Source organism: Corallococcus sp. CA053C, assembly GCF_003611675.1.
Taxonomy (GTDB): Bacteria; Myxococcota; Myxococcia; order Myxococcales; family Myxococcaceae; genus Corallococcus.
The window spans coordinates 1-11,675 of the sequence record NZ_RAWA01000316.1 but is presented as its reverse complement, the minus strand read 5'-3'; the positions used below and the strand labels follow the sequence as shown (position 1 = coordinate 11,675).

At 72.7% G+C, this 11,675-nt stretch carries 9 protein-coding genes; 5 read left to right on the top strand and 4 right to left on the bottom strand.

The window, feature by feature from the left end; all coding sequences use genetic code 11:
• Together D7V97_RS31410 and D7V97_RS31405 are read left to right on the top strand one after the other, a co-directional pair.
• The coding region (locus D7V97_RS31410) for a TIGR02266 family protein (protein WP_120614313.1) at positions 1-394 on the top strand (394 nt) is incomplete at its 5' end.
• Positions 391-1,332 (top strand): serine/threonine-protein kinase, encoded by a 942-nt coding sequence (locus D7V97_RS31405; protein WP_120614312.1) that lies wholly within the window; start codon positions 391-393, stop codon positions 1,330-1,332. The genes D7V97_RS31410 and D7V97_RS31405, both read left to right, overlap by 4 nt.
• Positions 1,333-1,366: 34 nt before the next feature.
• On the opposite strand, the gene D7V97_RS31400 is transcribed toward D7V97_RS31405, so the two are convergent.
• Positions 1,367-5,365 (bottom strand): AAA family ATPase, encoded by a 3,999-nt coding sequence (locus D7V97_RS31400; protein WP_120614311.1) that lies wholly within the window; start codon positions 5,363-5,365, stop codon positions 1,367-1,369.
• Positions 5,362-6,606 (bottom strand): exonuclease SbcCD subunit D, encoded by a 1,245-nt coding sequence (locus D7V97_RS31395; protein WP_120614310.1) that lies wholly within the window; start codon positions 6,604-6,606, stop codon positions 5,362-5,364. The genes D7V97_RS31400 and D7V97_RS31395 overlap by 4 nt, the downstream gene beginning before the upstream one ends.
• A gap of 499 nt (positions 6,607-7,105) precedes the next feature.
• Between D7V97_RS31395 and D7V97_RS31390 the strand changes: the two genes are divergently transcribed.
• Entirely contained in the window at positions 7,106-7,786 is a 681-nt protein-coding gene (locus D7V97_RS31390; protein ID WP_120614309.1) for a hypothetical protein, read from the top strand.
• 76 nt (positions 7,787-7,862) lie between these two features.
• Here D7V97_RS31390 and D7V97_RS31385 read toward each other — a convergent pair whose 3' ends face one another.
• On the bottom strand, positions 7,863-8,579 hold the full coding sequence (locus D7V97_RS31385) for a 1-acyl-sn-glycerol-3-phosphate acyltransferase (RefSeq protein WP_120614308.1): 717 nt from the start codon (positions 8,577-8,579) through the stop codon (positions 7,863-7,865).
• Between the two features lie 14 nt (positions 8,580-8,593).
• Positions 8,594-9,391: an SDR family NAD(P)-dependent oxidoreductase gene (locus tag D7V97_RS31380; protein WP_120614307.1), complete on the bottom strand. Its 798-nt coding sequence runs from the start codon at positions 9,389-9,391 to the stop codon at positions 8,594-8,596.
• 180 nt (positions 9,392-9,571) lie between these two features.
• Between D7V97_RS31380 and zwf the strand changes: the two genes are divergently transcribed.
• Positions 9,572-11,113 carry a glucose-6-phosphate dehydrogenase gene (gene zwf, locus D7V97_RS31375; RefSeq protein WP_120614306.1) on the top strand — a complete coding sequence of 514 codons (1,542 nt, stop codon included), beginning with the start codon at positions 9,572-9,574 and terminating at the stop codon, positions 11,111-11,113.
• Positions 11,110-11,675, top strand: a 566-nt coding sequence (pgl, locus tag D7V97_RS31370; RefSeq protein WP_120614305.1) for a 6-phosphogluconolactonase, incomplete at its 3' end; no start/stop codon positions are given. The genes zwf and pgl, both read left to right, overlap by 4 nt.

Here is an 11,675-nt window from a genome sequence, read left to right as displayed (position 1 = left end):
GCCCCGGGGGAGCGGCGAGCCGTACCGCGCACCGTCGCCGGCCGATGCGCCGGACGATGCGCCGCAGGATTTGCCGCAGCGCCGGGGCCGCCGCTTCGCCGTGAAGCTGGAGCTGGAGTTCCGCACGGAGCTGGACTTCGTGCGGGAGCACGCGCTGAACATCTCCAACGGCGGCCTCTTCGTGCGCACGGCGCACCGGCCGCCGCAGGACAGCGTCGTCACGGTGGACGTGAAGCTGCCCAACGGCCAGCGGCTGCAGGGCGAGGCGCTGGTGGTGCACGTGGTGGACGCGCCCTACACGGGCGGTGTGGGGCTGGCCTTCCTGAGCGACGACGCCACCTTCGCGGGGACGCTGGACGGCTACCTGGCGAGCCTGGTCGGGGACAAGGCGTGACACAGGAGGGGGGCCCGGAGGAGCCATGGCCGCGCGACCGCGGCCGCTTCCTGCTGCTGTCGCGATTGGGGCGAGGCGGCAACGCGGAGGTGTTCCGCGCGCGGATGCTGCAGGGGCCGCTGGCGGGCGAGGAGGTGGCGCTCAAGCGCGTGCGGCCGGAGCGCGCGAGGGACGCGGAGGCGCGCGAACAATTGCTGCACGAGGCGGAGCTCGCGCGGTGCCTGGACCATCCGCACATCGTGGGCTTCCGCGAGTACGGCGAGCAGGCGGACGGGCCCTACCTCGCGCTGGAGCTGGTGGACGGCACCGACCTGGGCCGGGTGCTGACGCAGTGCCGGCGACGGCGCATCGAGCTGCCCATCGACATCTCGGTGATGATGGTGCGCCACGTGCTGGAGGCGCTGGCGCATGCGCACGCGGCCACCAACTCCAAGGGCCGGCCGCTGGCGGTGGTGCACTGTGACGTGTCGCCGCACAACGTGCTGCTGTCGCGCGGCGGCGAGGTGAAGCTGGCGGACTTCGGCGTGGCCCGCTCGCGCGCGGGTGCGGCGGTGGACTGGCGGCGCCTGGGCAAGCAGCACTACCGGTCGCCGGAGCTGCTCGCGGGCGAGGTGTCCGTGGCGGTGGACCTGTGGGCGGCGGCGGTGCTGCTGTACGAGCTGCTGTCGCTGGAGTCGCCCTTTCCGGAAGGCACCGCCGAGGCGGTGGAGGCCTCCATCCGGAGCGGGCGGGTGACGCCCGTTCGGATGGTGGCGCCGGAGGTGTCGGATCCGCTGGCGCTGGTGTTGGACCGGGCGCTCGCGCCGCGTCCCGCGCAGCGCTTCTCCTCCGCGGAGCAGTTCGCCCGGGCGCTCGCGGCGCTGAGCGACGACCGGGTCGCGACCCCGCTCGCGGTGGCGGCGGTGGTGCGCGGGCTGATGGGCGCGGAGCCGGGCTGACGGCGGGCGTCGCCCCCCGCCTGTTCGTCCCGCGTCACGCCACCTGTTGTCCCGAGGGGACGACGAGGCCCGCGTCGCCTTCCACCACGAGCCGGCTGCGGCCACCGCCCTGCTTCACCACGCGCACCTGCACGCCGATGCGCTCAGCCAGCCCGCTGACGTGGGAGATGATGCCCACCTGGCGGCCGGTGGCCTGGAGCGCGTCGAGCGTGGCGAGCGCCACCTCCAGCGTCTCCGGATCCAACGTGCCGAAGCCCTCGTCGATGAAGAGGGTCTCCACCTGCGTCGTCTCCGACGACAGCGAGGCCAGGCCCAGCGCGAGTGCCAGCGACACGAGGAAGCTCTCGCCGCCGGAGAGGCTGGCCACGCTGCGGACCTCGTCGCCCATGTCGCCGTCCACCACCTGGAGGTCCAGGTCATGGCCGGGCACGCGCTCCAGGCGGTAGCGGCGCGCCAGTTCGCGCAGGTGCGCGTTGGCGTGCAGCAGCAGCGCGTCCAGCGTGAGGCTCTGGGCGAAGACCTTGAACTTCTTGCCGTCGTGCGAACCGATGAGGTCGCTCAGCGACTTCCACACCTCCGCCTCGCCCTGGCGGACCTCCAGGGCCCGGGCCTCCGCGCCGTGTCGCGCGCGGGCCACGTCATCGCCCTCCAGCCGGGCGCGCAGCGTGGCCTCGGCGCCGCGGCGGGCCTCGACGTCCGCGCGCAGCGTCTCGCAGGTAGGGGCGACGTCCGGTTCGGCCAGCGTGGGGAGGCCCGAGGACTCGTGGCGGATCCGACGCTCGCGACGCTCCTCCAGCACGGCGCGGGCCTGGGCCACGGACTCGCGCAGGGCGTTGAGCGAGCGGGCTTCGGCGTCGCACCAGGCGGCGTCGCGCGACAGCAGGGCCTTCAGCGCCTCCAGCGTGGTGCCGTGTCCGGCGAGGCGCTCGGTGAGGTGCGCCTGGGCGGCGTCGAGCGCACGGACGGCTTCGGCGCGCAGGCGCACCGCGTCCTCCGCGCGCGCGGTGGCCACCTTCTCCTCCTGCTGGAGGGCCTCGGCGGCCTCGCGTGCGCGCTCGTACGTGTCCACCGCCGCGTCGAGCCGCGCCTGCACCTCCGCGCGCACCTCCTGCGTGGGGCGTCCCTGGAGGAGCCGCGCGCGGGCGCGTGACGCCTCCTGGAAGGCGGCGTCCTTGAGGCTCGCGCGACCGGCCGCGGTCTCCGCGTCCTCGTGACGGGACTGGAGGCGGTCCTCTTCCAGGGCACGGCGGCGCTGCTCGTCTTCCAGGCGCTTCTGCGCGGCTTCGAGCTCCGCGATGCGCTCGCGCCACTTGGTCACCCGCTCCAGACACCTGCTCTGGAAGCGCGCGGGATCCGCGGCGAGCTTGTCTTCCCACGCGACCTCGCTGGCGAAGGGCGGGGAGACTTCCGCGAGCGCGCGCTGCCGCGCCTCGTGAGCGGCTTCGCGACGCAGGAGCGCTTCGCGGTGGGCCTGCACCGCGCGGGCGAGCGCGTCCTCGGCCTTGCGCAGGGCTTCGGCCGCGCCTTCGCGCCGAGCGCGCCGGGTCTCCAGCAGGGCCCGTGCTTCGCGTGCGGCGGTGGCCCGGACCTCGGCGGAGGCCTCTTCCTCACGCAGGGTCGCGAGCCGGACGCGCACGTCTTCCTGCGCGGCCTTCGCCCAGGCCTGCGCGGCGGAAGACTCCGCGTCCTCGGGAGGCAATGCGTTCTTGGAAGACAGCGCGTCCTCGACCGGCAGCGCGTCCTTCAAAGGCAACGCGTCCTCGGCCGACAGCGCGCCCATCAAAGGCAACGCGTTCTTGGAAGGCAGCACGTCCTCGACCGACAGCGCGCCGTCCGTTCCCCCGGAGCCTGCTTCCGATGCTCCCTGCCCCTTCACCCGACGCGACGGCTTCGGGCCCGACGCAGGCTGCTGATCAGCACCGGGAAGCACCGTCTGGAGCCACCGCTCACGCGCCGCGCGCCAGGACTCCTGGTGTCCCTTCCTCCTGCGGGCCGCCGTGTCGCGGCGCCCTTCCGCCTGCGTCGCGGCCGTGCCCGCCGTGGCCTGCCGCACGCTCGCCGCGCCTTCCTGCTTCGCCACGGCATCCCGCGCCGACTCCAGCTCCACCACCCGCGCCGCGGCCTCCGCGACCAGTCCCTCCAGCGCCGCACCCTCCCTGGCATACGGATGCTCGAGCGCACCGCACAGCGGACACGCCTCGCCCTCCTGCAACGTGGCCCGGTGCGAGGCCAGCCCCTGCGTCGCCTCCGCGCGCGACTGCGCACGGCGTGCCTCCTGGAGCATCGCCTCCTGCATCGCGCGGCGCGCCGCCGCATCCTTCGCCTCTTCCGCCGCGCGCGCGGACACCTCGCGGTGCGCCTTCACCTCCGCGTCCGCTTCGCCCTCCACCGCGCCTTCCGTCCGCGCGCCCTCGCCCGCGAGCGTCAGCGCGCCCAGCGCGTCCTGCCTTGCCAGCAGGGCCTCTCGCAGCGCCCGCCGTGCCGCGCCGTCGTCCTCGCCCAGCGCCGCCTCCGCGTGGGTGGCCAGCGCCAGCGCCTGGGCCTCGGTCTCGACCGCGCCCTGGTGCTCCTCGCGGCGCGCCTGGGCCTCGCTCCCCAGCCGGTCCACGTCCTTGCCCAGCCGGTCCGCGTCCGCGCCCGCGCCCTGCTCCTCCTTCAACGCGACCGCGTAGCGCTCCAGTTCGCGCTGCCAGCGGGGCCACTCCGTGGCCAGCGGCTCCCAGCTCACATGCGACGCGCGCCACGCCTGGGCCGCGTCCACCAGCCCCTGCGCCTTCGCCTCCGCCGCCTGCGCCAGCGCCAGCGCCTCGCGCGCCGAGTCCTCCGCCGCCCGCGCCTGCTTCGCCAGCTCCGCCGTCTCGCGGGCCTCGCGCTCCGCCTCCGCGCGCCGCGTGTCCAGCTTCGCCGCTTCCTCCAGCGCCGGACGTACCGCGGCCTCCGCGTCCTGCGCCGCCGCCCGCGCCACCTCCGCCTGCATCCGCTCCTGGCGCTGCGCCGCCGCCGCCGCGAGCGCCGCAGCCGCCTGCGCGGCCCGCTGGACCTGTTCGGCCTCCGCGCTCGCACAGCGCTGCTCCGCCGTCTCCACCGCCGACACGACCGCGCGGAAGCCCTCCGCCGCGCGCACCGACTCCAGCAGGGCCTCACGGGGCGCCGCCTCCTCCCGCTCCGCCACCGTCCGCGTCAGCGCCGCTTCCGCCTCCTGCTCGCGCCCCACGAACTCCGCGCGCTGCGCGTACCAGGACCGCGCCGCTTCCGCCTCGCGCAGCCGCGCCTCCTCCCGCACGCGCGCGGCCTCCTCCCCGCCCCACTGGAGGCGCACGCCCTCGCGGTCCGCGTCCGACAGCAACGCGATGGCGGCGAGCCCATGCGACAGTCGCTTCACCTCCTCCTGCTCCCGCGAGTTCTTCTCGTGCGCCGCGACCGACAGCCGGCTGTACACCTCCGTGCCCGTCATCCGCTCCAGCAGCTCCGCGCGCTCGCTCGCATCCGCGCGCAGGAACGCCGCGAACTCCCCCTGCGCCAGCAGCGCCGAGCGGCGGAACTGGTCGAACGACAACCCCAGCCGCTCTTGAATCGCCTGGAGCACCTCGCCCTTGGTGCGGCCGTGCACCTGCCCGGAGACCACGTCCGTCAGGCTCAGTTCCTGCGGCCGGAAGCGCCCCTCCGCGCGCTCACGCGCCCGCCACACGTTCCAGCGGGCCCGGTAGCGCCGGCCGTCCTTGCCCAGGAAGTCCACCTCCGCGTGGCCCTTGCCCGCCCCGCGCCGGAGCATGCCGCGCACGTCGTAGGCGGACAGCCGCGCCTCCTCGTCCTCGTCCGCGCGGCCCACCAGCACCTTGCTGGGCCCGCCCAACCGGGGCGTGCGGTCGAACAGCGCCAGGCACAGCGCATCCAGCAGCGTGCTCTTGCCCGCGCCCGTCGCGCCGGAGATGGCGAACAGCCCCAGCCGGTCCAACGGCGCGCGGTCCAGCTCCAGCGCGAAGTCCCCCGCGAAGCTCGTCAGGTTGCTGCCGCGAATGGCGAGGATCTTCACGACGCGTCCTCCTGCACCTGCGTGAGCAACGCGTGGAACGACTCCAGCAACACCGGAGACGGCGGTTCCTTGAAGTCCCGCGCGTACCGGGCGAGGAACACGTCCTCCGGCGTGCGCTCGCGCAGCGACAGCCCCGGCCGCACGTCCGCCAGCGCCCCGCCCGTCCCCGTGTAGAAGGGCGTCAGCTTCACGAGCCGCGCCGCGCGCCCCTCCAGCGCCTTCTCCACCTTGTGGCGCAACGCCGGCTCCGGCCGGGGCAGCGACACGCAGACCTCCAGGTACGGCCGCATCGACTCCGGCATCCCCGCCTCGCACGCGGGCAGCGCCGCGAGCAGTTCCAGCACGTCCGCGAGCGACACCGCGTCCCGGGCCGGCACGCGCACCATGTCCGTTGTGCGAGGCACCGTCAGCGGGCGCACCTGGGTGAGCGCTCCGTCCTCGATATCCACCAGCAGCACCTGGTGCCGGTAGTGCGCCTCCGACAGCGACAGCGGCAGGGGCGAGCCGCTGTAGCGCACGCCCTCGCGGCCGCCCACGCGCTGCGCCTTGTGCAGGTGCCCCAGCGCCGCGTAGGTGACGTCCTCCGGGAACAGGTCCACCGGCAGCGCGTGCTGGTTGCCGCCCAAGATCTTCCGCTCGCTCAGCTCCGACAGCTCCGAGCCCGTCATGTAGCAATGGCCCATCGTCACGAGCCCATGCCCGGAGCGCCGCCGCCTGCGCGCCGCGTCCAGCACCTCCGCGTACACGGAGCGCACGCCCTCCACCAGCCGGTCCACCGTCGCCTCCGCCACCGGCGGCAGGTCCGAGGGCCGCAGGTACGGCACCGCCGCCACCCACGCGCCCACCTTGCCGCGAGCGTCGTGCACCGGCACCACCAGTCGCTCCAGCTCCAGCGCGCCCTGGTGGCGCGGCAGCCCGCCCACCACGCGCACGCCCAGCGCGGTGAACAGCGGATCCGGCGCATCCAGCCGCGCCGCGGAGTCGTGGTTGCCGCCCACCACCACCACGTCCAGCTTCGGCAGCGTGCGCCGAGCGCGCGCGACGAAGTGGTACCAGGCCGCCTGCGCCTCCGCGCTGGGGTTGGCCGTGTCGAAGATGTCTCCGGCCACCAGGAGCGCATCCACCTCCTGCGACTCCAGCGTGTCCAGCAGCCACGTCAGGAACGCGGCGTGCTCCGCTTCGCGCGAGACGTCATACAGCGTGTGGCCCAGGTGCCAGTCCGACGTGTGCAGCAGGCGCATCCGGCGTTCACCCTCCCTCATGGCCCGGCCGCGGGCGCCAGCGGGGCAGACTCCCCCGGTGGACGTCCCGACTCCAAGCGGCGAGCCCCCGCTCCCTTACCTGCCCCCTCTGACATTGTCGAAAAAGGGCGTCATTCCGCGCGCTTGCGTCCGTGGCCCTCCCAACGCGTCCTCCCCTTCCAGGCACACGCGCCACGGCGCTTCCCACCGTGCACCGGGACGACCCGCGAGGACGTGCCCGGACCGCGCGAGTCCTCCGCGCGCCGCATCGCACCGTGCGTGCACCGCCAACGCGGTGCGTGCGCATCCATCACGTCCTGCCGCGCGAAAGCCCCGGGCGGAAGAAATGCAGGCACGCGGGATTCCCCGCGCGTTCCACACGCGCGGATTCCTTCCACCTGTTCGCGTCCTGGCACTGCAAGCCTGCCCGGCACGCGACGGTGCACACGCGTTCGGATTGGTGGTCCGCGCGCCGCGCGCCAGTGCACAATGCGCCGCCATGCTTCCCGGTGTCTCGTCTCCGCTCGGCATCCTCGCGTCCCTGCTCGTCCTGGGCGCCCTGGTCCTCCTCACGCTGTTCCAGCTCAAGCGTCGGCAGCGCTCCGCGTGGGAGGCGTTCGCGAAGGCGAACGGACTCATCTGCGCGGAGAAGCGCCTGGAGGTGCAGGGGCGCTACCAGGGGCGACCGCTGCTGCTCGCTACGGGGAAGCGGGGCGCGGGCGGCAAGAAGCGCCACACCGTCACCGTGCTGCGGCTGGACCTGGAAGGCGCGCTGCCCCCGGACCTGCTCCTGGAGCACGAGCGCCCCGAGGACAAGGTCCCCGGCGCCGCCACCCCGCGCGACGAGGTGCTGGGCGACGCGGAGCTGGACGCGGCCTTCCAGGTGGAGAACCTGGCCCCGGAGGCGCGCCCGGTGTTGTTGGATCCCGACGTGCGCAAGCGCCTGTTGGGCCTGCGCGGCCACCGCCGCGTCAGCATCAAGGGCGGCTGGCTCCAGGTGGAGCAGCGCGGGGTCCCCGCGAGCGCCGGAGCGCTGGAGGCTTTGATCCGCGCGCCCCACGAGCTGGCCCGCACCGTCACCGCGATGGCGCCCGCCCTGCCCGCGTCCCATGCGCTGGACGCCGCGCTGCACGCGGACACATCGCAGGAAGAGGAGCTGCCCGGCTCCGAGCACGCCTGAGCACCCCAAGCACTACGCCACAAGCTCGGAGCACGAAGCCACAGGCTCGGAGCGTGGAGCTCGGAGCCCGGAAGCCTCAGCCCGCGAGCGCTGCCACGTACTGCTCGCGCACGCGCGTGGCCAGCTCCGCCGAGTCCGGCCCGAAGCTCTCCGGCGGCAGTGCGGGCAGCACTTGCACGATGACGTTCGCGCGCGGGCTCATCCACGGCCCATCCCCGTCCACCAGCTCGCGCGTGCCGCGCACCAGCACGGGCACCACCGGCACGTGCTCCTCCAGCGCCAGCTGGAACGCACCGCGCTTGAACGGCAGCAGCTCCCCGGGCGAATAGGTGCCCTCGGGGAAGATGAGCACCGGGATGCCCCGGCGCAGCCAGCGGCGGCACGGGCCCAGCAACTGCTCCATCGACTTCGAGCTGCCGCGCACGATGGGCACGTACCCCAGCAGCGTCATCATCCAGCCCACCAGCGGCGTGCGGAACAGCGACGCCTTCGCCACGAACTTGTACGGCGTGAACAGCCCCATCACCGCGAGGATGTCCGCGAAGGACTGGTGGTTGACGACGTAGACGCACGGGCCCCTGGGCAGCAGCTCCCGCCCCTCCACGCGCACGCGCCAGCCGGGCGAGGCGTGCAGCCACAGCCCGTAGCACCACCGGCACACCAGCACGTGCAGCCATTGCCGGTCGGGGTCCAGCGGATACGCCACCACGAACAACACCGCGCCCAGCGTGAAGAGCACGGGCGCGGTGACCAGGAACAGCAGGAAGAACCACAGCGAAACGACGTAGCGCATGGAAGGCGGGGACGTCAGCGCGCCGCCGGAGGCGTCATGTTCATGGCGAAGTTCATCGCGTAGTTGACCTCCAGGCCGCCGTCCACGACCAGCGTCTGGCCGTTCACGTACGCGGAGCCTTCCGAACACAGCCATTCAATGGGGCGCGCAATCTCATCCACGCTGGCCACGTGGCCCACCGGCACCTGCTCCTTCACCTTCTCCTCCAGGCCCGCCCACGCGTCGCCCATGTAGAAGCGGCTGGAGTCCGTGTCGATGTAGCCCGGGTTGACCGCGTTGACGCGGATGCCAGTGCCGGTCAGCTCCGCGGCCAGGTACTTCACCATGATCTCCATGGCGCCCTTCATCGCGCCCAGGAGGCCATGGAACGGCAGCGGCATGCGCGAGTCCATGCCGGACACCGCCACGATGCGCCCCTTGCGCCCGTCCATCAGCGGCACCGCGCGCTGCGCGCCCAGCAGGAAGCTCTTCACCGTCACGTTGAAGGTCTTGTCCATCTGGTGCAGCTTCGTCTGCATCAGCGGCGTGAAGACAGTCGAGGCCGCGTTGGCGACGAACACGTCCAGGCCCTTGAACTCCTCCTGGATGACGTCGAACACGCCGTGCAGGCTCGCGGGCTCCAGCTGATCCGCCATCACGATGCGACAGCGGCGGCCCAGCGCTTCCACCTCCTTCGCCAGCGTCGCCGCGGCTTCCGCGTCACGACGGTAGGTGGAGACGATGTCGTAGCCGGCACGGGCCAGCCTCAGGGAGACCGCGCGGCCCACGCCACGCGAACCCCCGGTGATGAGCGCCACGGGAGGAGTCGTCATGGACCGAAGGGATACCATGTTCCCCCGCCCCTGGCGCATGCCCGGCCGCCTGCCCGGCCTCCCACGGGCGCCCCTCCGGGACAGGCAGGACGTCGTGCCCGCATCATTCCCCTGCAATGCGCTTGCAGGACCGCCAGATTAACGCCTTAAGGTCCCCGGTCGAACCGGAGGAGACACCGCATGGACGCGCAGGGAGTGCACATCGAAACCCATCCCCGGGAGGGCGAACCGGTGTTCAGCGCGGGGCGCCCGGACCCCTGCGCCATGGTCCTCTTCGGCGCCACGGGCGACCTCGCCGAGCGCAAACTATTCCCTGCCCTCTTCGAGCTCGCCCGCTCCGGCCTGCTCCCGGAGCACTTCGCCATCGTCGCCTTCAGCCGCTCCAAGCTGGACGACGCGGGCTTCCGCGCGCACGTGAAGGAAGGGCTGCAGAAGTTCGCCCGCACGCAGCCCGTGGACGAAGCGACGTGGAAGCGCTTCGAGCAGCAGATCGAATGCGTCTCCGGCGGCTACGACGACCCGGAGAGCTTCAAGCGCCTGAGCGCCAAACTCCAGGACGTCTCGAAGCGCCATGGGACGGAAGGCAACCAGCTCTATTACATGGCCACGCCCGCCTCCACGTTCCCGCAGATCCTCCAAAGCCTGTCCGGCGCGGGGCTGCTCAAGCGTGAGGAGCAGCCCGGGGAGAAGCCCTGGCATCGGCTCATCATCGAGAAGCCCTTCGGCCACGACCTGGAGAGCGCGCGCGCGCTCAACAAGGAGCTGGGCGCGGTGCTGGATGAGAAGCAGATCTTCCGCATCGACCACTACCTGGGCAAGGAGACGGTGCAGAACATCCTCGTCTTCCGCTTCGCCAACGCCATCTTCGAACCGCTGTGGAACCGCCAGCACATCGACCACGTCGAAATCACCGCGGCGGAGACCATTGGCGTGGAGGGCCGCGGCGGCTTCTACGACGAGACGGGCGTGCTGCGCGACATGGTGCAGAACCACCTGCTCCAGGTGCTGGCCCTGTGCGCCATGGAGCCGCCGGTGTCCTTCGGCGCGGAGGACATCCGCGATGAGAAGAACAAGGTCTTCCGCGCGCTGCGCCCGGTGGACGGCCACGACGTGCCCGACCACGTCGTCGTGGGCCAGTACGAGGGCTACCAGGACGAGAAGGGCGTGAAGAAGGGTTCACGCACGCCCACGTACGTCGCGATGAAGATGAACGTGGACTCGTGGCGCTGGCAGGGCGTGCCCTTCTACCTGCGCGCGGGCAAGCACCTGAAGCGGCGCATGACGGAGGTGTCCATCCACTTCAAGTCGGTGCCCATCGGCCTGTTCAGCGGCGGCGGCGCCACGTGCCAGCGGTTGCAGCCCAACGTGCTCACGCTGCGCATCCAGCCGCACGAAGGCATCGCGCTGTCGTTCGAATCCAAGGTGCCCGGCGAGGACGTCAACATCGGCGGCGTCACCATGGACATGGACTACGCGGAGAGCTTCAAGAAGCCCGTGCCGGAGGCGTACGAGCGGCTGCTCCTGGACTGCATGCGCGGCAACGCCACCCTCTTCGCGCGCCAGGACAGCGTGGAGCAGGCGTGGGGCTACATCACGCCCATCCTGCGCGCGCTGGAGACCGAAGCGGGCGGGAAGCTGCACACCTACGAGAAGGGCAGCACCGGCCCGCAGGCCGCGGACGCGCTGCCCGCGAAGAACGGCCGCCGGTGGTCCCGGCTATGACAAAGCCCGGCCTGAAGCCTCTCATCGTCCCCTCGGACAAGCTGGCCCTGGAGGCCTCCGACTGGCTGGCGCGCGAGCTCCAGAAGGCGCTCGCGACGAAGCAGCGGGTGAGCCTGGCCTTGTCGGGTGGCAACACGCCGCGCCCCGCGTACCGCGCGCTCGCGGAGCACACGCTCCCGTGGGAGCGGGTGGACGTGTACTTCGTGGACGAGCGCTTCGTGCCGCCCGACCACTCGGACAGCAACTACCGGCTGGTGAAGGAGTCGTTCCTCACGCCGCTGAAGCTCGCGGACTCGCAGGTGTTCCGCATGCAGGGCGAGCGCGAGGACCGCGACGCCGCCGCGCGTGACTACGAGAAGACGCTGCCGGGGCGGCTGGACGTGGTGCTCATCGGCGTGGGCGAGGACGGCCACACCGCGAGCCTCATGCCCGGCCACCCTGCCCTCCAGGAGCGCGCGCGGCGGGTGCTCGCGGTGGAGCAGAGCGCCAAGCCGCCGCCGTGGCGGATGACGCTGACGTTGCCCGTGCTCACGGGCGCGGGGGCGGTGCTGGGGCTGGTGGC

Excerpts from the sequence above, each read along its gene's own strand:
- zwf (WP_120614306.1), top strand. The coding sequence starts at position 9,572 with ATGGACGCGCAGGGAGTGCACATCGAAACCCATCCCCGGGAGGGCGAA.
- D7V97_RS31390 (WP_120614309.1), top strand. The coding sequence starts at position 7,106 with ATGCTTCCCGGTGTCTCGTCTCCGCTCGGCATCCTCGCGTCCCTGCTC.
- D7V97_RS31380 (WP_120614307.1), bottom strand. The coding sequence starts at position 9,391 with ATGACGACTCCTCCCGTGGCGCTCATCACCGGGGGTTCGCGTGGCGTG.
- D7V97_RS31395 (WP_120614310.1), bottom strand. The coding sequence starts at position 6,606 with ATGCGCCTGCTGCACACGTCGGACTGGCACCTGGGCCACACGCTGTAT.
- D7V97_RS31385 (WP_120614308.1), bottom strand. The coding sequence starts at position 8,579 with ATGCGCTACGTCGTTTCGCTGTGGTTCTTCCTGCTGTTCCTGGTCACC.